This is a genomic window from Streptomyces enissocaesilis (assembly GCF_039533765.1).
Lineage (GTDB): Bacteria > Actinomycetota > Actinomycetes > Streptomycetales > Streptomycetaceae > Streptomyces > Streptomyces enissocaesilis.
Genome location: NZ_BAAAUD010000007.1, coordinates 28,616 through 52,503, shown reverse-complemented (window position 1 = coordinate 52,503; position 23,888 = coordinate 28,616). Strand labels below are relative to the sequence as shown.

At 69.6% G+C, this 23,888-nt stretch carries 16 protein-coding genes and 2 pseudogenes; 12 read left to right on the top strand and 6 right to left on the bottom strand.

The features are described from left to right. Positions 1-7: 7 nt before the first annotated feature. Positions 8-763, bottom strand: a complete 756-nt coding sequence (locus ABD374_RS02170; RefSeq protein WP_344489745.1) for a transposase family protein — start codon at positions 761-763, stop codon at positions 8-10. A 620-nt stretch (positions 764-1,383) separates the two neighbouring features. Between ABD374_RS02170 and ABD374_RS02165 the strand changes: the two genes are divergently transcribed. From ABD374_RS02165 to ABD374_RS02135, 6 genes and pseudogenes are all read left to right on the top strand, one after another. Further along, positions 1,384-1,653 (top strand): hypothetical protein, encoded by a 270-nt coding sequence (locus ABD374_RS02165; protein WP_344489668.1) that lies wholly within the window; start codon positions 1,384-1,386, stop codon positions 1,651-1,653. A 35-nt stretch (positions 1,654-1,688) separates the two neighbouring features. After that, the gene (locus tag ABD374_RS02160) at positions 1,689-3,716 is read left to right on the top strand and encodes a M48 family metalloprotease (RefSeq protein WP_344489665.1); all 2,028 of its coding nucleotides are present in this window, start codon (positions 1,689-1,691) and stop codon (positions 3,714-3,716) included. Between the two features lie 200 nt (positions 3,717-3,916). Further along, a pseudogene (locus ABD374_RS02155) lies at positions 3,917-4,006 on the top strand (IS5 family transposase); the annotation flags it as partial. 287 nt (positions 4,007-4,293) lie between these two features. Then, positions 4,294-5,832 (top strand): carboxylesterase/lipase family protein, encoded by a 1,539-nt coding sequence (locus ABD374_RS02150; protein WP_344489662.1) that lies wholly within the window; start codon positions 4,294-4,296, stop codon positions 5,830-5,832. Positions 5,833-6,473: 641 nt separating this feature from the next. Beyond that, positions 6,474-6,824: a lactate utilisation protein LutB domain-containing protein gene (locus ABD374_RS34505; RefSeq protein ID WP_425577104.1), complete on the top strand. Its 351-nt coding sequence runs from the start codon at positions 6,474-6,476 to the stop codon at positions 6,822-6,824. Then, positions 6,821-7,449 (top strand): annotated as a pseudogene (locus ABD374_RS02135) (LutC/YkgG family protein). Before ABD374_RS34505 ends, ABD374_RS02135 begins: the two are co-directional and overlap by 4 nt. Positions 7,450-7,812: 363 nt before the next feature. Here the strand turns inward: ABD374_RS02135 and ABD374_RS02130 are convergent. From ABD374_RS02130 to ABD374_RS02115, 4 genes are all read right to left on the bottom strand, one after another. Then, the gene (locus ABD374_RS02130; protein WP_344489659.1) at positions 7,813-10,404 is read right to left on the bottom strand and encodes a family 78 glycoside hydrolase catalytic domain; all 2,592 of its coding nucleotides are present in this window, start codon (positions 10,402-10,404) and stop codon (positions 7,813-7,815) included. 76 nt (positions 10,405-10,480) lie between these two features. Next, positions 10,481-11,386 (bottom strand): carbohydrate ABC transporter permease, encoded by a 906-nt coding sequence (locus ABD374_RS02125; protein ID WP_344489656.1) that lies wholly within the window; start codon positions 11,384-11,386, stop codon positions 10,481-10,483. 5 nt (positions 11,387-11,391) lie between these two features. Continuing rightward, complete coding sequence (locus tag ABD374_RS02120; protein ID WP_344489654.1) at positions 11,392-12,276, bottom strand: carbohydrate ABC transporter permease; 885 nt, start codon at positions 12,274-12,276, stop codon at positions 11,392-11,394. Positions 12,277-12,385: 109 nt separating this feature from the next. Continuing rightward, complete coding sequence (locus ABD374_RS02115; RefSeq protein ID WP_344489651.1) at positions 12,386-13,687, bottom strand: ABC transporter substrate-binding protein; 1,302 nt, start codon at positions 13,685-13,687, stop codon at positions 12,386-12,388. A 236-nt stretch (positions 13,688-13,923) separates the two neighbouring features. Between ABD374_RS02115 and ABD374_RS02110 the strand changes: the two genes are divergently transcribed. Together ABD374_RS02110 and ABD374_RS02105 are read left to right on the top strand one after the other, a co-directional pair. After that, positions 13,924-14,985 carry a LacI family DNA-binding transcriptional regulator gene (locus ABD374_RS02110; RefSeq protein WP_344489648.1) on the top strand — a complete coding sequence of 354 codons (1,062 nt, stop codon included), beginning with the start codon at positions 13,924-13,926 and terminating at the stop codon, positions 14,983-14,985. Between the two features lie 1,126 nt (positions 14,986-16,111). Further along, a complete protein-coding gene (locus tag ABD374_RS02105; RefSeq protein WP_344489645.1) occupies positions 16,112-18,592 on the top strand; it encodes a glycoside hydrolase family 3 protein in 2,481 nt (826 codons plus the stop codon). Between the two features lie 97 nt (positions 18,593-18,689). Here ABD374_RS02105 and ABD374_RS02100 read toward each other — a convergent pair whose 3' ends face one another. After that, entirely contained in the window at positions 18,690-19,619 is a 930-nt protein-coding gene (locus tag ABD374_RS02100) for a LysR family transcriptional regulator (protein ID WP_344489642.1), read from the bottom strand. A gap of 127 nt (positions 19,620-19,746) precedes the next feature. Here ABD374_RS02100 and ABD374_RS02095 point away from each other — a divergent pair, with 127 nt between their 5' ends. The 4 genes from ABD374_RS02095 to ABD374_RS02080 are packed head-to-tail and all read left to right on the top strand — an operon-like array spanning position 19,747 to position 23,884. Next, positions 19,747-20,748 carry a fumarylacetoacetate hydrolase family protein gene (locus ABD374_RS02095; protein WP_344489640.1) on the top strand — a complete coding sequence of 334 codons (1,002 nt, stop codon included), beginning with the start codon at positions 19,747-19,749 and terminating at the stop codon, positions 20,746-20,748. Next, a complete protein-coding gene (locus ABD374_RS02090) occupies positions 20,745-21,707 on the top strand; it encodes a cyclase family protein (protein ID WP_344489638.1) in 963 nt (320 codons plus the stop codon). The genes ABD374_RS02095 and ABD374_RS02090 overlap by 4 nt, the downstream gene beginning before the upstream one ends. Before the next feature lie 45 nt (positions 21,708-21,752). Further along, complete coding sequence (locus tag ABD374_RS02085; RefSeq protein WP_344489635.1) at positions 21,753-22,883, top strand: FAD-dependent oxidoreductase; 1,131 nt, start codon at positions 21,753-21,755, stop codon at positions 22,881-22,883. After that, positions 22,880-23,884 (top strand): amidohydrolase family protein, encoded by a 1,005-nt coding sequence (locus tag ABD374_RS02080; RefSeq protein WP_344489632.1) that lies wholly within the window; start codon positions 22,880-22,882, stop codon positions 23,882-23,884. Before ABD374_RS02085 ends, ABD374_RS02080 begins: the two co-directional genes overlap by 4 nt. Positions 23,885-23,888 lie beyond the last annotated feature (4 nt).

Below are 23,888 nucleotides of genomic sequence, written 5' to 3'. Positions count from 1 at the left end.
TCCAACCTCACGTTGATGTGTGATGGAGGACGAGGACGGCCTTCACGATGTCGGTGATGCGGTTCGTGCTGCAGCGGAGCTTCCGCAGGAGCCGCCAGCCCTTCAAAGTGGCCATGGCCTGTTCGCCGAGGCAGCGGATCTTGGCGTGGGTGGTGTTGTGTCGGCGCTTCCATCGCTTGAGGCGGCGGCCTCGAAAGGGCACCCGTACCGGTCGGCAGGCTCCTTGATACGCCTTGTCCGCCCAGCATTTGAGGTCCGCTGCGGCGAGTGCGTCGATGATCCCGTGCTGGCGCGCTGCGGTCAGGTCGTGGGTCGAGCCCGGCAGGGCCGGTGAGGCCCAGAGCAGCCTTCCGGCCGGATCGGTGAGGACCTGGACGTTCATGCCGTGCCGTTTGTGCTTTCCGGAGTAGTACGGGGTGTCGGCGGCGATGCGGTCGATCGGCAGGAGGGTGCCGTCGAGGATGACGAACGCCTTCTTCCGGATCGTTGTCATCGCTTCGGACAGGGACGGGGCGAGGGCGGCCAGGACGTCGACGGCTTCGCGTATGTAGCGGTAGACGGTCGCGATCCCGATGTTGAACCCGGCGGCAAGCTGGGCGTAAGTGTCACCGCATCGCAGGTGAGCCAGAACGAGGAGGGCCTGGCGCCCGGCCGGCAGGCGCCGCCAGCGTGACCCGATCTCTGCCTGTCGGGCTGACAGTTGTCCGGCCAGGAACCGCAGGGTTCGGCTCGACAGATCGATCGAGGACGGGTAGACAAGCACGCGAAGCTCCTGGCGGACATGGGTGATCTTGGTCGAGAACCCGTCTACCAGGAGTTTCGTCATTGCGCAGGAGCGTCCAACTCGCGGCCGCCACCATCCGGTTGGAAAACGCTCAGTCCCCCGCTGCGCGACCCTGAGGCACCAGAACTCGACGATGACGAGGAGTAGGCGGCGTGGACCCGCGGGAGTGAGCGAGGCGAATGCTGATGCTGACGGGCTCGTCCGGGCTAGCGTGGACAGGCTGGACTTCGAGAAGGCGCAGGGGGACAAGTATGGAGACTGAGGCAGCCTCGTACGAGGAGCATACGAACGCAGGAACCGTGCGGGAAGTGGTACACGATGTGGTGGCCCGGGTCGCGCAGGAAGAAGTGCCCGTGATGGAGGGGCTGGCTCGGTTCAGTGACGCCACGGTCGTACGAAGGTTAGGGCACCGGGGCGGGCGGCGGCGTGAGCCGTTGGGCTTTGGGGCAGGTGAGGTTGCCGCGTTGGTTACGGGGGTTGTGTGGCTGGCGCTGGACCAGACCGTACGGCTGCTTGGCGAGCGGGCGGCGGACAGTGCGCTCCGTGGGACGAGGGGCCTGCTGCGCAGGGTACTCCGCAGAAACGCAGAACCGGCGAGAGTGCCTCCGCTGACCACCGAGCAGCTGGCCGAGGTGCGGCAGCGGGTGCTGGAGGTGGCGGCACAGCGCGGCCTGGAGCGGGAGCGTGCCGAGACGGTCGCCGAAGCGGTGGTGGTCAGGCTTGTGCTGGGCACCACGGAGGTGGTACGGCCCGCAGCGCCAGGCGAGTTGGGCGGAGTTGCGGACGGTGGTACGAGCGACAGCGCGGGTGGTGATCCGCCACCGGACACACGAGGCAGCAGCGAGGGCAGCGCACCGGAGAGGCCGTGATGGTGACGGCCACGGGACACCTCACACTGCCGCGCGTGGACGAGCGCTCGATGCCCTCGGGCACCACGCTACGCTTCATTCTGCTGGTGGTGCTGATCGTGGTGAGCAGCGCCCTTATGACCATGCTGACCCTGGGTTCCGGGTTCGGTGCGGCTTCGACCTCGCGCACGGGCAGCACGAATGGTTGCGAACTCGCCGCAGGGGGAGACCCGTCCCGCATCGGCGGGGCGGTCCCGCAGGCGGACACTAGCGCGTACCGGGAGTGCCTGGCCCGCTATGGCCCGAAGGACACCTCGCCCTGGTGGGTATCCGAGGTTTGGCCGCTATTGATGGTGGTGGTCGCCGCCGTACTGATGTGGACGATACCGGCGTGGAAGGCGCGGCGTGGACGGGTCGTCCCGCTGGAGGCGGTGGACGGCGACGGCGCGGTACGGGGCGCGGTGGCGGAACTGGCTACGGCGGCGGGACTGAGGCAGGCGCCGCGAGTGGTCGTCGATCCGACGGCTGTCTCGGCTGGCGCGGTGGTGTTCGGCAGCAACAGGCGGCCAGTGGTGTGTCTGCACGGCGGTCTGCTGGTACGCGCGCGTACCGATCCGGAGGGCTTTCGCGCGGTGCTGCTGCACGAGTTCGCGCATATCCGCAATGGCGATGTCACCCTCACCTACGTCACCGTGGCGCTGTGGCGGGCATTCCTCGGCATGGTGCTGTTGCCGTATGTGGCGCTGATGCTCAGTCTGGCGGTGTGGATGGCGCTGTTCGCTCTGGAGGTACGTGCGCCGCTGGCGCCCGAGACGATGGCGAGTATCGACAGCACCGGGCTGCTCATAGCCCGGCTGCTCGGCCATCCGGCCGTGCTGGTGCTGCTGGTCCACCTCGCGCGGGCGGACGTGTTGCGCACCCGGGAGGTTCACGCCGACCTGACTGCGGTGCGCTGGGGCGCGGCCCCGGACCACTGGGCAGCCCACGCGGCCAGCCCTGGCGGGGCTGCTGTGCCACGCGGCGTGTGGCGGCTATGGGCGTCCTTCGCGGAGCTGTTGCGCACCCATCCGCGGTGGGACCTGCGCCGGGAGGCGCTGGCCGACCCCGCGGAGCTGTTCGGCGTACGGGCGCTGCCGATGTTCCTCACCGGGGTGGCCGCCCCGGTGATCAACGCCCAGGTGTGGTTGTACTCCGGGCGGAGCAGTATCCCGCTGCTGGAGGAGGCTTCCTGGGCGGTGACAGCCGCGCTGGTCGCCGGGGTGGCCGGCGTTGCCCTGTGGCGGGCGGCCGCGCACGCTGTGCTCACCGGGCGGCGCGAGCCTTCCGGTGTACGCGCCGGGTTGTGGCTGGGCGCCGGGATGACCGCCGGGGAACTGGTGGCCTACCAGTCCGGGATCAACACCTGGTTGCCCGGCAACCCTGTAATGCTCCTGTTCCCGTTCGCCGCCGGTGCGGCCTTCGGCTGGTGGACCACCCAGTGCGCCCGGCTGTTGACCAGGACGTGGCCAAGGCGTATCCGGCCAATGGTGGTGCTGGGGGCGGTGGCCGGTGCGGTGCTGCTGGTGTCGTGGTTCGCCTGGTGGCAGGTGTTCGGCGTGACCTACGCGCGCGAGGGCCACTCAACGGCGCGCGCCGCTGCACCCGCCCAGGACCAGACCCCCGCTACCCCGTCCCCCAAGACCCGCGCCCTGCAGGTGTACGCCTGGGAGGTATACGGCGGGAACCGCCTGGAACAACGCTTCATCACCATCAACCGCGAGCTCGAGCCGCTCATCCAGAACCCGCATGCCACCGACGAGTCCCGCACCCGCGCCCAGTGCGCGCAGTTCCGCCGCTTCGCCCACGACGCCGCTCGGTACTTTCCCGTACCCGACCCCCGGGCTCAGACCTTCTGGCGGCGCACCCAGACCTACGCCACCCGCGGCGCCGCGAACTGCGACCGCGCCTTGGACCGCGCCAGTGGACGCCTCCTCGCCACCGCCCTGAACGAATTCACTGACGCCTTGGAATCCATGGGCGCCATGAGCGTCCGCAACCAGAGCATCATCAAACGCGCCGGAATACTGGGACCACGGCGTAGCTGAAGCGACCTTGGGCACCGAGGAGCATCTGCGTCAAATCCTGCGCCTATTAAGCCTCGCAGGCTGGAGCCGATGCTGCGTCAGTCGCCCATCGGGCTGGCGCAGCCTTGGAGCACGATCTGTCCTAGATCGCCCTAAAGCCCCGAAACACGGCGCTACGGACAGCCGATCGGGCGGCCTCCGGCCACGGACGTCGCGCACGGTGCTCCGAAGCCATGATCCCCGTCGCGATGATCGACCTCATAAGCAGACGTCTCACCCGCGAATCCACTCCCAACTGGCGCGACATCTGAACCTCGAACCAAACAACATCGCCGGGACAAAAAGCTCTTTTATTCGGGCGGGAGAGCTGCCGTCGACGAAGTCGCGTCCCGCTCCCGACTCCGCCAGTGCCGGGCCGGCCATGGGCATGACCGGTGATTCGCGCGATGCGGAGGCGCGCACGGGCGCCGAGACTGCGGTGCCCCTGTCACCATCCGAACCCCGCACGGAGGTACCGATGCCCGGTCCGTACACGAGGCACGAGTCAAGGACGGCGCGACGATCGCCGTTGTGGAGGCACCGCTTACGGGGTGTGCTGGTGAGCGCGCTCCTGCTGTCGGCGACCGGGCTGGGCGCCACGCCCGCCGCGGCCGCTCCGGCGGTCGACGACACGACCGTCACCACCCGCTACGGGCAGGTGCGGGGAACGGCGGGTGAGAGGGCCGTCGACTATCTCGGCATCCCCTACGCCGCGCCGCCTGTCGGCGGCCTGCGCTGGAAGCCGTCCGCCCCGCCCGCGCGCTGGACAGGAGTCCGGGACGCCACGATCCCCGGCAACCCCTGTATGCAGACGGACTCGTCGACCCCCTGGGGTGATCTGGCCGGACCCGGCACACCCAGCGAGGACTGCCTCTACCTCAACGTCCACACGCCCGCCGAGCGTTCCCTGCGCGACCGGCCCGTGATGGTCTGGATCCATGGCGGCGGCTTCACGATCGGTTCGGGGACCTTCTACGACGGCGGAGAACTGGCCGCCCGGGGTGACGTGGTCGTTGTTACCCTCAACTACCGTCTGGGCGCCTTCGGTTACCTCGCTCACCCGGGCCTGGCGGGAGAGTCGGCGGACGGCATCTCCGGCAACTACGGTCTCCTCGACCAGCAGGCGGCCCTGCGCTGGGTGCGGCAGAACATCGCTGCTTTCGGCGGTGATGCCGGCAACGTCACGGTCTTCGGCGAGTCGGCGGGCGGCGGCAGCGTCTGCCAGCACCTCGTCTCCCCTCGGGCGGCCGGCCTTTTCGACCGGGCCATCGCCCAGTCGGGCTGCGGCTTCCCGCTGCCCACCCAGGATTCACAGCAGCGCACCGGTGCGACCTGGGCCGGCTCCCTGGGCTGTGCCGACGTCGCCTGCCTGCGCGGCAAGCCCGCCGGTGATCTGCTCACGGCCTCGACGAACCCCACCGCCCGCTGGGTCCCGAACGTCGACGGCCGGGTCGTCCCGCTGCAGATCGCCGACGCCCTGGAGAGCGGCAAATTCCGCCGCGTGCCCGTCCTGCAGGGCACCACCGCCGACGAGGGTCGGCTCTCCGTGGCATCCACCTACGACCTGGCCGGCCGCCAGCTCACCCCGGCCGGGTACCCTGTGGCCGTCCGCGCCCTGTACGGCGACCGTGCCGACGCGATCCTGGCCCGCTACCCGCTGTCACACCACGGCTCCCCCGCCGAGGCACTCGGCGCGATCCTCACGGACTCGCAGTTCGCCTGCCTCCAGTCCCGCACGGCGCGGCTGATGGCCAGGCATACCCGGTCCTACCAGTACGAGTTCGCCGACCGCGGTGCCGTGGACTACCTGGGCCTGCCGGTCAGCTTCCCCCTGGGCGCCCCGCACGGCTCCGAGATCCGCTATGTCTTCGGTGGCGTCTCCGGCACCCCCGCCCAGAACGCCCTGGCCTCCACGATGCTCGGCTACTGGACCCACTTCGCCCACACCGGCATCCCGTACGCGGCCGACGCCCCCCGCTGGAACCAGCATCCGAAGGTGCAGGTGCTCGCGCCCGAGGCGATCACGGCATCGACGACGTTCCCCAAGGACCACAAGTGTGACCTGTGGCTCCCGGAGGCTGTGACCGCCCGCCACTGAACGATGCCAGACACGCGACGGCCCCGCCGCCCGGAGGGCCGGGGACGGGGCCGTCGTGGCGTCGTCACCGAGAGACGAGCAGAGGCACTGTCCGGCCGGCACCGCGCAAAAATCCGTTCGGCGTTTCTGCTCATACGAGAGCGAACGGGTTTTCCGAACGCTTGACAGACGTAGTGAGCACGGCTACTGGGCGGTGAGAGCACGGGCCTTGATCCCTGATGTTGGACACACGAGACACTGGATCCTGAGGATCTGAGAACGGACATCTCGTGGTCATGAAGAACTATCCGCCGGAGTTCAAGGCGGACGCGGTCACGTTGTACGAGTCGCGGCCCGATGCGACGATCAGGTAGGTCGCCGCCGATCTGCGGGGCAATCCGGAGACCTTGCGGAACTGGGTCCGGGCTGCTGGAGCAAGCCGCCCACGGGGACGGCGGACGCAGGAACCAGCCCAGCCGCGGCCCCGCTGGAGTCGGAGAACGCGGCTCTGCGGAAGAAAGTCCGCGAGTTGGCGGAGGAACGCGAGATCCTGCGGAAGGCAGCAAAGTATTTCGCCGGGGAGACGCGCTGGTGAGGAGCCGTAATTTATCTACTGCCGGATTCGACTCAACTTAGCTGCTCAATATGGTAGTTGGGTTGTTGTGATGATTCTGGGTGAAGTCCTGGCGGTGCTGGATGTGGAGTTCGCGGTGATTCTGCCGCATCTGGATGAGCGTCAGCGTCGTCTGTACCTGGCCTCCGAGGCGGAGGTGTTGGGGCATGGCAGGATCGCGGCGGTGGCCAGGCTCGCGGAGGTCTCCGAGTCGGCGGCCGTAAGGGGGCGTGAGGAACTTGCTGCAGGAGCAGCACCTTTGCGTCTCGCCTCCCGGACGCGCAAGCTACACCCCAGAACTCTGCCCGGCCCAGGCGCCCGGCAGTGGACGCAGAGCCGTGACCTGCCCGAACTGCCTGCCGAATCGTTCCGCGACTGGTGGAAGAAGAACCACTCATGACGTCCTCCCGCGACCTCGTCCTGACCCGCGTGCGTGCCGCGATCGCCGACACCACGCCCGCGGCCGACCTCCCCCGTGACTATCTGCGCACCCACACCCCTGACGACCCCGGCGTGATCCTGGACCTGCTCGCCGAGAACCTCACCGACTACCGGGCCGTCGTCCACCGTTGCACCGGCGCCGGACTCCCCGCTCTCCTGGCCCGCATACTCGCCGAACAGGGTGCCGGAAGCGTGGCCGTCCCTCCGGGACTGCCCCCGCGTGGTTGGCCGCCACCGACGTGCGGCAGCGGCCCGACACTCCCCCGCTCACTCCGGGCGACCTCGACGGGACCGACGCCGTCGTGACGGGGTGTGCTCTGGCTGTCACCGAGACGGGCACGATCGTCCTGGACGCGAGTGAGGGGCAGGGGCGCTGCGTCCTCACGCTCGTACCCGACCTGCACATCTGCGTCGTCCGGGCCCCGGTTCAAGTGGTGGCTTCCGTTCCGCAGGCCATGCCGAGGCTGGATCCCACGCGACCGCTCACGTGGATCTCCGGCCCGTCCGCGACCAGTGACATCGAGCTGGACCGGGACGAGGGAGTGCATGGCCCCCGCGCCCTGCACGTCGTGCTGGTCGACTGAGCACCGGCTGTACTGAGCCCGAGAGCGAGCCCTTCTCGTCGCGGTGCACGGGGCGACCGCGCTCAGGTTCTCCCGGCGGAGGCGCCCAGGGCGAGCGCTGGAGGGGACTCCTGACCTGTCGAGGTCAGGAGTCCCGCTGCTTCTCGTAGCTGTTCGCTGCACATGCGGGCTCTTGCGCGAGAACGACCATCAGGGCTGTCTCAACGCGAGATACGGCGGCGAAGTGCCCGTCGACGCCCTCCGAGCGAGGACGACGGAGCAGGGAAAGGGCCCACGGATCGTGAGGATCAGCGAGAGCTGCGGTGCCGGTCCGGGTCAGGCCGGCCCGGCACCGCAGCGGTCTGTGTCCGCGCGGGAAGATCGTCAGACGGTGCTCCGGTGGAGCGCGACGGTGCTGAGGGTGTGCTCGCCGGGTCCAAGCACCACGGCGGCGCAGCCGGGAAGCTCGGCGTTGCCGGTGCAACCCGGTGGCACGGTGACGCGGGCGGTCATGCCGTTCGCGTCCAGCTCCCAGGACAGGGCCGCCGTACCGTACGGCGTCTCGTGGCGGGTCTCGGCCCAGGTGATGCCGCCGCCGGGGCGGGGGCGGAAGGTGAGGGCGCGGTAGCCGGGGGCTGCGGGCGCGATGCCGCCGACGACGCGGTGGAGCCAGTCGGCGACGGCGCCCAGGGCGTAGTGGTTGAAGGAGGTCATGCCGCCGGGGTTGAGGGTGCCGTCGGGGCGCAGGCTGTCCCAGCGTTCCCAGATGGTGGTGGCGCCCTGGGTGACGGTGTAGAGCCATGAGGGGCATTCGGTCTGGGTGAGCAGGCGGTAGGCGATGTCGAGGTGCCCGGTGTCGGTGAGTGCGTCGCAGATGAGGGGCGTGCCGACGAAGCCCGTGGCGATGCGGGCATCGTCATCCAGCACGAGTGTCGCCAGCCGGTCACCGGCGTGCCGCCGCTGCTCGGGTGTGAGCAGGTCGAAGACGAGGGCCAGCGCGTAGGCGGTGGGCGCATCGCTGGTCATCCGGCCCGACGGCAGCACGTAACGGTCGCGGAACGCCTGGGCCACCTCGTCGGCGAGCTTGCCGTAGTGCCGGGTGGAGTCGGTGTCGCCCAGGGCTTCGGCGGAGCGGGCGAGGTGGCGGGCCGAACGCGCGAAGTAGCCGGTGGCCACCAGGTAGCGGTCGGTGCGGCCGGCGGCCGGGTCCTCCGGGGGCGCGGCCGGGTCGAGCCAGTCCCCCAGCTGGAATCCGCTGTCCCACAGCCGGTCGTCCCCGGCCAGCCGCTCGACGAGATCCACCCAGGCCCGGCCGGTCGGGTAGTGGCGGCGCAGCAGTTCCAGGTCGCCGGACCGCTCGTAGAGCACCCAGGGGGTCAGCGGCGCCACGTCGCCCCAGGCGGCACCGGGCTGGACGGGCGTCCAGATCGGGCCACCGGGTATGACGGGGACGTACCAGGGGACGGTGCCGTCGGGGAGCTGTTCGACGGCGACATCGGTGAGCCAGGAGTCGAGCATGCCGACGCAGTCGTAGAGGAACGCCGCGGTGGGGGCGAAGACCTGGAGGTCGCCGGTCCAGCCGAGGCGTTCGTCGCGCTGGGGGCAGTCGGTGGGTATGTCGACGAAGTTGCCGCGCATGGACCACACGACGTTCTCGTGCAGCCGGTTGACCAGGGGGTCGCTGCACTCGAACCAGCCGGTGCGGCGCATATCGGTGTGATGGACCAGCGCCGTCACCGCCCCTTGGGGCAGCTCGCCCTCGGGCCAGCCGGTGATCTCGGCGTAGCGGAATCCGTGCAGGGTGAAGCGGGGCTGCCAGGTGCGGGGCCCTCTCCCGGCGGCGATGTAGGTGTCGGTGGCGTGGGCGTCCCGGAGCGGCCGCACGGCAAGTTCGCCGTCCTCCAGCATCTCGGCGTGGCGCAGGGTGACCGTCGTTCCTTCCGGGGCGTCGAGGGTGAGGCGCAGGCGGCCGACGAGGTTCTGCCCGAAGTCGAGCAGGTGGCGGCCGGGGCCGCGCCGGGTGACGGTGACGGGGGTGACTTCCTGGGTGGCGCGTACCGCGGGGCCCTGGGGGGCGACGAGGGTGCCCGGGGCGCGCTCTCCCACCGCGACCGGGGACCAGTCGGCTCCCGTCCGGCCGGCGGGGGTCGCCCAGTGCGGGTCGTCCAGGCGGGCGTCGAAGGTCTCGCCCTCGTAGAGGCCGCTGAAGAGGATCGGCCCGGGAGCGGCCGACCAGGTGGCGTCGGTGGCGACGAGGGTGGTGGTGCCGTCGTCGTGGGTGATCTCGAGTTGGGCGAGCAGGCTCTGGTCGGTGCCGTAGATGTTGCGGGTGCCGCCGTCGAAGCCGATGTGGCCGCGGTACCAGCCGTCGCCCAGCCACGCTCCGACGGTGTTCGCGCCTTGGACGAGGTGGCCGGTGACGTCGTAGGTGTAGTAACGCAGGCGCTCGCGGTAGACGGTCCAGCCGGGTGAGAGGGCGTCGTCGCCCACCCGGGCCCCGTTGATCTCCGCCTCGTACAGTCCGTGCGCGGAGACGTACAGGCGGGCGCGGGTGACGGGCCGGGAGAGGGTGAAGTCCTTGCGGACGCGGGCGGGGCGGCGGTCCTCGTCGTGGTTCTCCTCCCAGGCGGCGCCCACCGGCACGGCCTGCCAGTCCTGCGCCCGGAGCAGTCCCGCCTCGACGGCGCGGGGCTCGCTCCACCCGGACGGCGCTCCGGCCCCGGTCCATACCCTCACTCGTACGGTGACGCGTTCTCGGGAGGTCAGCGGCCGTCCGGGCCAGGGCACCAGGTTCTGGGCGGCCCCCTCGATGTGGCCGGTCCGCTCGGCGCGGCCGTCGCGCCCGAGTTCGATCTCGTATCCGGTCTGAGTTTCGGTGGAGACCGGCAGTGTCCACGAGAGGCGTGGTGCGGCGACGCCGATACCGAGGCCGTCCGGCAGGTGTTCGAACGACACCGGGGCAGGCTGAAGCAGCATCAGGGGGGCCTTCCGTGAAGTGAGCGGTGGAGCGGTCGCACCGTGGTGCGACGGGGCGGTGCGTGGGGTGGTCGGTTCAGCCCTTGACGGCGCCGCCGGCCAGTCCCTTCATGACCTTTTGGTTCAGGAACAGGTAGATCAGCAGGGTGCCGAAGACGTTGATGCAGATGGCGGCGAACAGCGGTCCGTACTGGGTGGCGCCGAAGTCGCCGGTGAAGTTGAGCAGGCCGACCTGGATGGTGCGCAGGTCCTGGTTGTTGGTGAAAGTGAGCGCGATGAGCAGGTCGTTCCAGATGAAGAAGAACTGCACCAGGCCGACGGTGAGGATGGCGTTGCGGACCATGGGAACGCTGATGGTCCAGAAGGCGCGCAGGATGCCGGCGCCGTCGAGGGTCGCGGCCTCGAACAGCTCGCGCGGGACGGTCTTGTAGTAGGTCGCCATCATGAACACCGTCAGGGGCAGGCCGGTTCCGGTGTAGGTGAGGATCAGCGGCCACAGGGTGCCGGAGAGGCCGGTCTGGAAGTACACGGTGAACAGGGGGAGCAGGATCATCTGCGGCGGAACCATGATGCCCGCGAGGAAGACCAGCAGGGTCAGGTTCCGGCCCTTCCACACCATGATCTGCAGGGCGAAGCCCGCAGCCGTGCCCAGGAGCAGGATCAACGCCAGGGACGGGACTACGGCCAGGAGGCTGTTCTTGACGTACAGGCCGATGTTGCCGGTGGTCCAGGCTTCGGTGTAGTTGCCCCACTGCCACGTGCTGGGCAGGCTCCAGGTGGAGTTGTTCAGGTAGTCGTCGTTGGACTTCAGCGAGGTGAGGAACATCCACACCAGGGGGTAGATCTCGACGACCAGGAGGAGGGTGACGGCGATCTTGACCCAGAGGCCCTTCCACGTGCGGCGGGAGCGGGGCCTCGGCGCACCGGTCGTCCGGGGACCGGGGGCAGCGGTGGGCGGCTTGACGGGCGTGTCGACGGACATGGCTTTCAGCCCTTCGTGAGGTCGCGTCGGGACACGCGGAAGACGACCAGGGTGACCAGCAGGCTCAGCACGGTCAACAGGAGCGCGATCGTGCTGCCGTAGCCGTAGTCGCTGTAGGTGAACGACGTCTGGAACATGTAGAGGGTCAGCGGGGTGGTGTCGTTGCCCGGCCCTCCGTTGGTCAGGGCGACGATGGAGTCGAAGACCTTGAGCGTGCCGTTGATGCTGAAGATCACCGACGACATCAGCACGGGGAAGGACAGCGGCAACACGATGTGGCGGATCAGGCTCAGGCCCGAGGATCCGTCCATCCGGGCGGACTCCAACACCTCTTCGGGGATGTCGAGCAGGCCGGCGAAGAGCAGGACGGCGTAGAAGCCCATCGAGCGCCAGATGTCCATGATGATCAGGACCCAGAAGGCGCTGCCTGCGCTGCCGAAGAAGTCGATCGAGTCGATGCCGACGGCGTTCAGCAGGGAGTTGACGGGGCCGGTCTGCGGGGCTACCTGGAAGAACTTCTGGAAGAGCAGGCCGACGGCCACGGTGGGCAGCACCACGGGGAAGAACGCCAGGGTGCGCACGAGCGCGGACGCCTTCTTCAGGAAGAAGACGTACAGCAGGGCGAGCAGGTAGCCGGCCGCGATCTGGCCGATGGTGACGACGGCGGCGTACTTGAGGGTGAACCAGAGTGCTTCGTGGACGGCCGGGTCGCTGAACAGGCGCTGGAAGTTGTCCACTCCGTTGCCGGAGAAGCCGTCGATGGTGTTGCCCTTGGTGAAGGAGTACCCCAGTGACCACACCATCGGGACCAGCATGATGAGGGAGTACACGAGCAGGGCGGGACCTACCAGGATCAGAATGGCCCTGCGGTCACCGAGGACGCGATGCATGGATGGGTGTCCACTTCGTTGGTCGGGGGCAGCGTGCACGAGTGGTGAGGACGACTCAGGAACGGTGTCCGCGGGGAGGCGGGGGTTCCTGAGCCGCGCGGCGCCGGTTCTACTGGGCGGAGAGGGCGTCCTGGACGGTCTGCATGAAGTCCTGCGGGCTCATGCTGCCGGTCGCCAGTCCGGCGGCGTTGGTCTGACTGACGGTGGTGGCCTTGGTGCTGAACAGGGCCTCGAACCACAGCACGTTCTGCTTCGAGGCGCTGACCGTCTCGCGCACCTGGGTGGTGACGGCGGTGCTGTCCTCGACGGGGGTGTTGACCTTGAAGCCGGAGATGGTCCCGTGGTCCTTCAGCGCGGTGCTGCCGTAGTTCTTCGCGATGCAGGAGACCCAGTCGCCGGTCTTCTTGTCGAAGGTCTTGGCGCCGAGTCCGATGCCGAGGCCGACATTGGAGGGGTACTGGTCGACGGATCCCTTGCCGCCGGCGACGGCGGGGAAGGGCATGAAGCCGACGTTCTCGGCGCCCACCTTGTTCTGCTTCGCGTCGGCGATGTTCGCCAGCGCCCAGCTGCCCATGTAGAACATGCCGGCCTTGCCGCCGAGGAACTGGTTCATCGCGGTGTCGTAGTCGATGGAACCGACGCCCTTGCCGAAGTAGTTCTTCTTGCCGAGGTCGGCGACGGCCTGGGCGGCCTCGACGTACTCGGGATCGGTCAGCTTGGCCTTGCCGTCGGCGACCGCCTGGAGCGCCTCGGGGCCGAGACTGCGGTACAGGTAGGTGCTGACCAGGCGGGTGATGGGCCAGCCCTGCTGTCCTGAGGCGGAGAACGGCTGGATCTTCTTGGTGTTCAGCTTCGCCGCTGCGGCCACCAGCTCGTCCCAGGTGGCGGGGACCGTGATGTCGTTCTCGGCGAAGAGCTTCTTGTTGTAGAAGATGCCCTCGATGTTGTACTCGTACGGCAGCACCTCGACCTTGCCGCCGTACAGGGCCTTGATGGTGGAGACCGCCGCGGGCTCGAGCTGGTCGAGGACACCGAGGTCCTTCAGCTCCTTCTCCAGGTCGGCGACCTTGCCCGACTTGAAGAGCTGCTGGGTCAGCGAGGGGGCATTACCGGCGGCGAACTGCACCGGCAGCGCGTCCTGACCGGCCAGGAGCTGGAGCTTCTGGTCGAGGCCGGACTGCGGGACCGTCTCCACCTTCAGCGGCAGCGCCTTGTTCTGCGCCTTGCAGGCGTCCTTGGACAGGGTACCCAGAGCGGTCTTGACCGTGGTGTTCTCGGTGACGCTCAGGTAGCTGAAGTCCTTCGGCCCGGAGGCCCCGGTCGAGCCCGAACCGCCGCACGCGCTGGCAAGGAGGGCGACGGCGCCGGCCGTGAGACCGGCGCGCACCGTGCGGGAAGAGGGGTTGTTCACAGCGGACTCCTGGTGTGTTTCAAGAGACGGGGCGCGAAGAGAAGGTCAACGGCTGCGGGTCCGACCGGACCTATGTGTAAAACGTTCTCCATATGAAGTGGGCACCACCCTGCATGTCACTGCCAACCTCGTCAAGACGTGAGCGTGTAACAGCGAGGAAAAGCCTCTACTCGTTATGTTCACGGCGTGACACTATGTAGACCGTTACATTGATCGCTTCTTTGGAGGATCCCGACATGGACGCTGCGGCGAAACGTGCGAAGCGCGTCACGATCACCGACGTGGCCCGGCACGCCGGGGTGTCCACCGCCGCCGTCTCCAAGGTCCTGCGCAACGCCTACGGGGTCAGCCCCGCGATGCAGGAGAGGGTGCGCGCGGCCATGGCCGAACTCGACTACCGGCCCCACGCCGCGGCCCGTGGCATGCGCGGGCGGACGTACACGATCGGCATTCTGCTCGACAACATCCGCAACTCGTTCTTCGCCGACATCCTCGACGGCATTCGCGACGAGCTGCACGACAGCGACTACACGGTCCTCATCGGCGCCGCCGGCTTCGGCGCGGACGACCAGGCGCGCACCATCCGTTCCATGGTGGACCGTCAGATGGACGGCCTGATCCTCGTCGCCCCGAGCTCGCCGCGCAGCGAGGTGCTGAGCATGGCCGCGACGACTCCGACCGTGGTCATCGGCCACCACGACGAGTCGGACGTCTACGACTCGGTCGTGGACGCCGACGGGGTGGGCGCGGGCCTGGTGGTGGACCATCTGGTGTCGCTCGGACACCGTGACATCGTCCTGGTGGCGGCTCACGGCACACGGAACAGCCGGTGGAGAAGGACGCCCGAGGCGGTCCTGAGCAGCGGTTACCTGGAGGCCATGGCACGTCACGGGCTGGAGGGACACGCCCGTGTGGTCCAGGCCGCCTATTCCGACGACGGCGGGTACAAGGCCGGCCTGCGACTGATGACGGGAGACCGGCCGCCCACCGCGATCATGAGTGGTGCGGACGTGGCGGCGCTCGGGATATACCGTGCCGCCGACGAGCTCGGCATGCGCGTCCCCGCGGACCTCTCCCTGGTCGGCTACAACAACACCGCCATCGCCGCACTGACGGCGGTCCAGCTCACGAGCGTCGACCAGGCGGGCCAGACCATGGGTGCCACGGCCGCGAGGATGCTCATCGAACGGGTCGAGGGAACACGGGACCGCCCGATGCAGACCACCATGACGCCCCGGCTGGTGGTCCGCCGCAGCACCACTGCGCCCCGGGCCGAAGAGGGCTCCGGCCCGCACTGACCGACACGTCCCAGGTCCTCCGATCTCAGTCCACCGGACCAGGACGAGCCTGACCGGGCCCGGGGCGTCGCGTCGCGGGTCGATGCGGTGCGGTCGCCGAGATGCGCGCGTGCGGTTCACCACGGCATCGCGGGCGGAGAGCCGTTTCGTGCACACCGCCTCGCCCTCGACCGGCAGGCCCGGACGGCTGTGGTGTTCCTCGGCGTCACGGACGCCTTCCGTCAGCATGCCCGGCCGGCCGTGACGTCTCGCTCCGGTGATCGCCGTCGGCACGTCCGCGCGGCCGGGTCCTCCCACGCTGTCATGGACGCCCTCCAGGTGCTTTCACCTGGTCATCGTGGGGCCTCGCACATCCTCGGTCCAGGCCGGCCACTGGGCCCTCCGGCGTGCGGGCACCGGGACGAGGCACGCCGACGGCCCGCAGGCACTCCGGGAAAGTATCGGCTCTCGGCACTTACACGGGTATAGCGGTCACCCATCGGCCTTCGAGAAGAGCTGCCGCATCCAGGACGTGGATGCCGCTCATCCGAACTGTGCATGGTCCTCTTCGTTGTGCCGGCAGCGGACGGGTGCCAGTGTCTTGGGCGTGGACATCGACAGATCCCCACACCACCGCGCCCCCCGGCGGAGCCCTTCCGCCATCGGACATCCGAGCGTCACACGTCCGACAGCGTCGGTGACCCCTGTTCCGTAGACGGACTTGCCCGCCCGCACCCGCGCCTCGCGCGGGGCGGGCCCCGTCGACCGGTCCCCGGTTTCCCCCGCGTTCCACGCCGTTCTCCCCCGCCGCACCCCCTCTACGGAGACTGCCTTGAGAACCTCCCGCCATATGTGTGCCACTGCCGCGGTCGCAGTACTCGCCACAAGCCTGACCGCCTGTGAGGGAACGGAGTGGGGGTCGTCGGACACCGACGGCGACACCCTGCGGATCACCGCCAATCCGACCGATCGCACGGCCATGGAGACCGTGGTATCGACGGCGTGCTGAACGCCCTTGATGAGGTCTACCGGAAGAAGTAACGCAACCGGACCGCTCATGTGCGCCTGAGCGCCATGCCAGGCATCACCTTCCCGTGCTGACCGCGACATCCCACCGTCCCACCCGAATCGTCATGGAAGAGCCGCCATGAATCGCCGTACATTCCTCTCCGCCGCCATCGTGACCACGCTGGTCTCCGGTATCGCCCCCAGCGTTGCCGCACCCCGCCGAGCCGCGGCCGCCGGTGCGGCCCCCGACAGCCGGGCCGTCGCTCTGCTGGCCAGGATGACCCCCGCCCAGAAGGAGGCTCTGGTCCGCTGCGACTTCGCGGCGCTGAGCTCCCTGGGCATACCCGCCCTCACCATGGCCGACGTCTCCGCGGGTCTGCGCGGGGAGACCGGCGTGACCGCCTTCCCCGTGCCCCTCGCCCAGGCCGCGACCTTCGACACGGAACTGGCCGGCCGGCTCGGCCAAGCTCTCGGCACGGAAGGCCGCGCCAAGGGCTACAACAACCTGCTCGGTCCCACCGTCGACACCGCACGCACCTGGCACTTCGGCCGGCAGGCCGAGAGCATGGGCGAGGACCCGCTGCTGTCGGGCACCCTTGGTGCCGCCATCACCCGCCGCATGCAGGCTCAGCACGTCGTCGCCACCGTGAAGCACTTCAGCGCCTACACCCAGGAGGTCAACCGGTTCTTCGTCGATGCCCAGGTCTCCGATCGGGCGCTGCACGAGATCTACCACGCCCCGTTCGAGCACATCATCGACGCCGTGCCCGTCACCTCGGTGATGATGGCCTACCCCAAGATCAACGGGACGTTCGCCACGCAGAGCCCCGCCCTGTTCGACGATCTCAAGAAGACCCTCGGGCTCCAGGGGTACACCGTCCCCGACTTCTGGGCGGGCGACGACCCCATCGCGGCGATCAAGGCCGGTATGGACCTCGGCGGCCTCGGTCCCGGCGGCGTCAAGATCCCCGTGGGCAGCCTCACCAATGGAAGCGTCCCCGTCGCCCGCCTGGACGACGCTGCCCTGAGGATCCTGAACACCATGTACGCCAACGGTCTGTTCGACCACCCCGTACCGGCGCCCGCCGCGAACGTGAGCACCCAGGCCCACAAGGACCTCGCGCACGAACTCGCCGTCAACTCCACCGTGCTGCTCGCCAACCGCGCTCAGGCACTGCCGCTCACCTCCACGGTCAGGTCCGTGGCCGTGATCGGCCCAGTCGGCACCGAAGCCCTCACCGGAGTCTCCGGTTCCACCTATGTCAGCCCCGGTACGTGGACCACCCCGCTGGCGGCCATCAGGGAGCGCGTGGGAAGCACGGTCACCGTCACCCACCGCCAGGGCTCCGTGGGTGACGTCCCCCTCACCCCCGTCCCCGCCGCCGTCCTGCGCACCACTTCCGGAGCAGCCGGGCTGACCGGCGCCTTCTACGCCGGAGCCCAGCCGACCGGCACGCCTCTCTCCACTCAGGTGAGTGCGGGCATCGACTTCACCAGTGCGCCCGTGGCCGGTCTCCCTGCCGTCTGGTCGGCCCGCTGGAGCGGCACGCTCACCCCCACCACCACCGGTCTGCACCGGTTCTCCCTGCTGCCCTCCGGCACGACGAAACTCGTCGTCGACGGCAGGACCGTCATCTCCGGCACCCGTCACAGCCGCCAGTTCTTCCTCGGCCCCTACGACTATCCCCTCCAGGGAACCATCGAGCTCACCGCCGGGAGGACCGTGAGCATCAGCGTCGAGTACACCAACAGCACCGCCGACGCCGGAGCCTGCGGCCTGACCCTGGGCTGGCAGCCGCAGTCCCTCATCCCTGACGCCGTCGCCGCCGCGCGGATCAGCGACGCCGCGGTGGTCGTCGTCAACCGGGTCGCCGGCGAGGACATGGACCACGCGACCCTCGACCTGCCCGGCGACCAGAACCAGCTCATCGCCGCCGTCGCCGCCGCCAACCCCCGCACCATCGTCGTGCTGAACACCGACGGTCCCGTCGCCATGCCCTGGATCAACGACGTGGAAGCGGTGGTCCAGCTCTGGTACGCCGGACGCGCCACCGGCACCGCGCTGGCCGCCGTTCTCTTCGGCGACGCCGACCCGTCCGGCCGCCTCCCGGTCACCTTCCCCGCCACTGCCGCCCAGGGCCCCGGCACGACCTCGGCCGCCTACCCCGGCAACGGACCCACGGTGTCCCACAGCGAAGGCCACCTCGTCGGCTACCGCTACTACGACGCACAGGGCCAGAGCCCGTTGTTCCCCTTCGGCCACGGCCTGTCCTACACCACGTTCAACCTCGGTAGCCTGGAAGTCTCCTACGACGCCAGGAGCAGGACGCTCACCGCCGCTGTCACCCTCACCAACTCCGGCAACCGGGAGGGCACCGACGTCGTACAGCTCTACGCCGCCCTGCCCGGCAGCGCTCAGGCCGAGCCGCGCCGCCTGATCGGCTTCCGCAAGGTCACCCTCGCCCCGAGAGCGAGCACCCGCCTCACCTTCACCGTGAGCGCCCGCGACCTGTCCGTCTGGAACGCCGGCGCCTGGAAACTCACGCCCGGCTCCTACACCATCCACGCCGGCCGCTCCTCGCGCAGCCTGTCCGCCCAGCGCGCCCTGAGCATCGGCTGACCAATACCGCGTCCCGGGACCGGCCGGCTCCTTCCCTGGAGCCGGCCGGTCCCGGAGCGTTCGCGTACACAGGGGCGGGTCGGGCGCCGGGCACTGGTCAGGCCGGGGCTCGGGTCCCCTCCGCGCCCGCCAGCCCCCCGCCGACGCGAGCGGCCGTCTCACGCAGCCAGATGTGGGCCGCGTCGTGCGTGTGCACGGGGTGCCACCACATCGCCTCACGCAGCGGGACCGCCTCGTAGGGCGGCTCCAGCACGCGTACGTCGGCGAGCGGCGCGAGGAGGCGGGCGAGACGGGCCTGGATCAGGGCGATACGGCTGGTGCCCTCAACCAGCAGGGGCAGGAGCTGGAAGCTGTCGACGGCGATCTCGACCCGCGGCTCGATGCCGAGCATGCCGAGCTGGCGCACGGCCGGTGCGTCGTAGGTACGTTGGTAGGTGACCCAGGGGAGCCGGGCCAGGTCGTCCCGGTTCAGTTGATCGCCGACGCTCGGATGGTCGCGCGCGACGAGGAAGACCCAGCGGTCGTCGTAGAGGTCGGTGGCGGGGAAGTCGCTGATGACGCCGTGCGGCATGAAGAGGCCGTCGGTGGTGCTGAGCAGGGTGCCGGTGTCGTCGACCACGGTGGTCGGGGTCTGGGCGAAGCGCAGACGGATGCCGGGGGCCTCGTTGTGCACGACCCGGGCCAGTTCGGTGCCGAAGACGGCGACGGCGTAGTCGGAGGCGACCAGTTTGAACTCGCGGCTCTCCACGGCCGGATCGAAGTCGGCCTGGCTGGCGAAGAGGCGTTCCAGCACGTCGTAGGCGGCGGAGGTGCGGTCGAGCAGGACCTGACCGAGGGCGGTGAGCTCGTAGTGACCGCCGACCCGGGCGAGGAGGTCGTCGTCGAATTGGCGGCGCAGTCGGGCCAGCGCCGCGCTCATGGCCGGCTGGCTCAGGCCGACACGCTGTCCGGCCCGAGTGACGTTGCGCTCCTCCAGCAGAGCGCGCAGCGCGACGACGAGATTGAGATCGAGCCGGCTCAGATTCACGGGTCATCCTCTAGCTGTAGGGCCTCGACCAGGGGACATTCATGCAACAGATGGCAGCCATCCACATAATCGATTTCCCTGATCCTAGTGGGCGGGTCCAGATTAGTCCCACCGCAATCAGGAGGACATGTTCGTGAAACCTGAAACCGAGTCCGTGCTCTTCGCAGGACCGTTCGCCCTCGCCACGCTCTCCGCTCCGGACAGGCCCGCCTTTCCCGCCCTCGTCACGCCGGACGCCCGGATACTGGATCTGCGAACCGTCCTCGACGACGATCAGCTGACCGTCCGAGGAATCCTGGAAGTCTGGGAGACGGCCCTCTCCCGGCTGCGGGCGCTGGCCGGTGACGACGGACTCGGACGGGAGCCGCTGGCGGACTTCCGGGTGCACGCCCCCGTGGAAGCGCGCCAGGTCTTCCAGTCGGGGGCGAACTACCGGCAGCACGTGATCGACCTGCACGTCGCACACCGGGCTCCGGGTGAAGACCGTTCCGAGGAGGAGCGGCGCGCGGAGGCTGCGGAGATCATGGACCGGCGGGCGGCGGAGGACCTGCCGTACGTGTTCATCGGTCTGCCGAGTGCGGTCACCGGTCCGTACGACGACGTCGTCCTGCCCGCCTGGGCCGCGAAGCCGGACTGGGAGCTGGAACTGGCGGCCGTGATCGGCCGTCCCGCGTACCAGGTGTCGGTGGAGGAGGCGCTGGACCACGTCGCCGGTTACACGATCGCGAACGATCTGACCGACCGCGCCACCGTCTTTCGCCGGGACATGCCGCAGATCGGCACGGACTGGCTGCGCAGCAAGAACGCGCCGGGGTTCACGCCGCTCGGCCCGTGGATCGTGCCCGCCGAGTCGATCGCCGACACCGGTGATCTGCGGGTGACGCTGAAGCTGAACGGCGACACCATGCAGGACGAGTCCACCAAGGACATGATCTTCGACGTCGCCCGTGTGGTCGCGTACGCCTCGCAGAGCGCCCGGCTCCTGCCCGGCGACCTCGTGCTGACCGGCAGTCCCGCCGGGAACGGCATGCACTGGGGCCGGCTGCTGCGCGACGGCGACGTCATGGAGGGTTCGGTCACCGGACTCGGCGTCCAGCGCACCCGCTGCGTCGCGGAGGGAACCCCGTGATCCTGGACCCCACCGATCCCGCGTCCTCGGTCGCCCGGGCGGCGAAAACCTGCTCAAACTGGGGGCGTTGGGGCGAGGACGACGTGCTCGGCACCCTGAACTTCCTCAACGAGGCCAAGCGGCGCGAGGGAGCCGCGCTCGTACGGCGGGGTGTCAGCTTCTCCCTCTCCCAGCGCTTCGACATCAACGGCCCCCAGAAGGGCTGGCGGCGGCGAACGAACCCCGTCCACACCATGCTCGACACCGGCACCGACGCCGCCCTCGGCAACCAGGGACTCCCGCACGGCATCGGCGGCGCCGACGACGTGATCACCATGCCGCTGCAGTGCTCCACCCAGTGGGACGGCCTCGGGCACATCTTCGACCACGGCAGGGCGTGGAACGGACGTCCTGCGGAGAAGGTCGTCACGTCCGACGGCGACCTGGTGACCGGCATCGAGCACATGGCCGCTCACGTCGCCGGGCGCGGTGTCCTGCTGGACGTCGGCCGCGCGGTCGGAAACGACGGCGAACTCCCCGACGGATTCGCGATTACCGAGGACCATCTGACGGCCACCGCCGAAGCGCAGGGGGTTGCCGTGGGCCGCGGTGACATCGTGCTCGTGCGCACCGGGCAGCTCGCCCGGGTCCGCCGCGACGGCTGGGGCGACTACGCCGGCGGGCCGGCCCCGGGCCTCTCCTTCACCTGCGCGGGCTGGTTGCACGGCAGCGAGATCGCGGCCGTCGCCACCGACACCTGGGGCTTCGAGGTCCGGCCGAACGAGTTCGAGCACGCCTTCCAGCCGCTGCACCAGGTCGCCATCCCCCACATCGGGCTGTTGATCGGCGAGATGTGGGATCTGGAGTCCTTGGCCGAGGACTGTGCGGCCGACTGCGTGTACGACTTCTTCCTCACCGCGGCTCCGCTGCCCATCACCGGAGCCGTCGGCTCACCGGTCAACCCGATCGCCGTCAAGTAGCCAGTCCGGTCTGCTGACAGGCCGATGGAACAAGGGAGTTCCCTCATGAGCAAAGCCCGTACGGTCCTGGTGATCGGCGGTGGCGCGGCCGGCAACGCCGTGACGGTCCTGCTGCGCCGGGCGGGCCTCGACGTGCATCTGATCGAGGCCAAGGACGACTGGAACGCCACCGCGGGTTCCGGCATCACCCTTCAGGGCAACGCCCTGCGGGTCCTGCGCGAACTCGGCGTCTGGGAGCAGGTGCAGGCGTCCGGGTTCGGTTTCGGGTCGGTGGGCATCACCGCCCCGGACGGCACCGTCCTGCACGCCGCGCGCGACATCCGCTCCGGCGGTGACGACCTCCCCGCCACCGTCGGCATGCAGCGCCCTCAGCTCCAGCGGATCCTCATCGACGCCGTCCGCGCGAGCGGAGCCACCGTGCGCCTGGGCGTCACGGCCACCGCCCTGGACCAGGACGCCGACGGCGTCACCGCGCACTTCTCCGACGGCACCTCGGACCGCTACGACCTGGTCGTGGCCGCCGACGGCGTCAATTCCGCCACCCGGGCCGCGATCGGCATCACCGACAAGCCCGAACCCACCGGCATGGCCATCTGGCGCATCGCCACCCCCCGCCCGGCCGGCGTCACCCGCACCGACCTCGCCTACGGCGGCCCCGCCTACATCGCCGGCTACTGTCCCACCAGCGAGACCACCCTGTACGCCTACGTCGTCGAGGCCAACCGTGACCGGGCCTCCATCCCGCCGGAGTCGTACGCCGACGAGATGCGCTCCCTGGCCTCCGCGTACGGCGGGTTCTGGCCGGAGATCACCGCGCACCTCACCGACCCCGCACAGGTCAACTACACCTGGTTCGACCGGATGCTGGTGGAGGGCTCCTGGCACCGCGGCCGGGTCGTCCTCGTCGGGGACGCCGCCCACTGCTGCCCGCCCACCCTCGCCCAGGGCGCCGCGCTGTCCCTGGAGGACGCGCTCGTGCTCGCCGAGCTGCTGAGCGGGGCCGAGAACTGGGACGACACGCTGTTCCAGGCGTACTACGAGCGACGGATCGCCCGCGTCCGCCCGGTGGTGGAGGCGTCCGTCCAGATCGGACGGTGGCAGCTCGACGGCGTCCGCGACGCCGACGTTCCCGGCCTGATGGGCCGCACCATGACCATGCTCCGGGAGCTGCCATGACCTCGCCGACCGTCGACGTGCACGCCCACGTCCTGCTGCCCCAGGTCGAGGCGCTCGTCGCCGGACTGCCGGGACTGGCGGAGGCCAAGGCGCTGGACGCCCGCCGCAACGGCCCGGCCGCCCTCGGCGTCAGCGGTCCCATGGTGGGCGAGCGCCTCCCTCGGCTCACCGACGTGAGCGTGCGGCTGGCCGCGATGGACGCGCAGGGCGTGGACGTGCAGCTGGTCAGCCCCTCACCCTCGCACTACCACTACTGGGCGGACGAGGGGACCGCCGAGAAGGTCTACCGGCTGGCCAACGAGGCCACCGCCGCCCACTGCGCCGAGGCACCGCACCGGCTGCGCGGCCTGGGACTCGTCCCCCTCCAGCACCCGGACCACATGGTGCGCGCCCTCGACCACGCCCTGGAACAAGGGCTCGCCGGGGTGGAGATCTCCAGCCACGCCCCGGGACGGGAACTGTCCGACCCGGCGTACGAACCGTTCTGGAACCGGGCCGAGGAGACCGGCGCGGTCCTCTTCCTGCACCCCTTCGGCTGCACCCTCGACGAGCGCCTGGACCGGTGGTACCTCTCCAACACCGTCGGACAGCCGACGGAGAACGCTGTCGCCCTCTCCCACCTGATCTTCTCCGGAGTGTTCGACCGGCACCCCGGGCTGAAGCTGATCGCCGCGCACGGGGGTGGTTACCTGCCCACGCACATCGGCCGCTCCGACCACGCCTGGTCGGTCCGCGCGGACGCGGGCGCCGACTGCGCGCACCTGCCCAGCAGCTATCTCAAGCGGCTCTGGTTCGACTCCCTCGTCCACGACCCGCACGTCCTGCGGGAACTGGTCCGCGTCGCGGGGGCCGACCGGGTACTGCTCGGCTCGGACTTCCCCTTCGACATGGGCACCGACGACCCGGTCGCCGTCCTGCGCGCCGCCCACCTGTCCGTGGACGACTTCGACGCCGTACGCGGGCGGAACGCCGCATCCCTGCTCCATCTCGCCTCTGCCTGAGGAG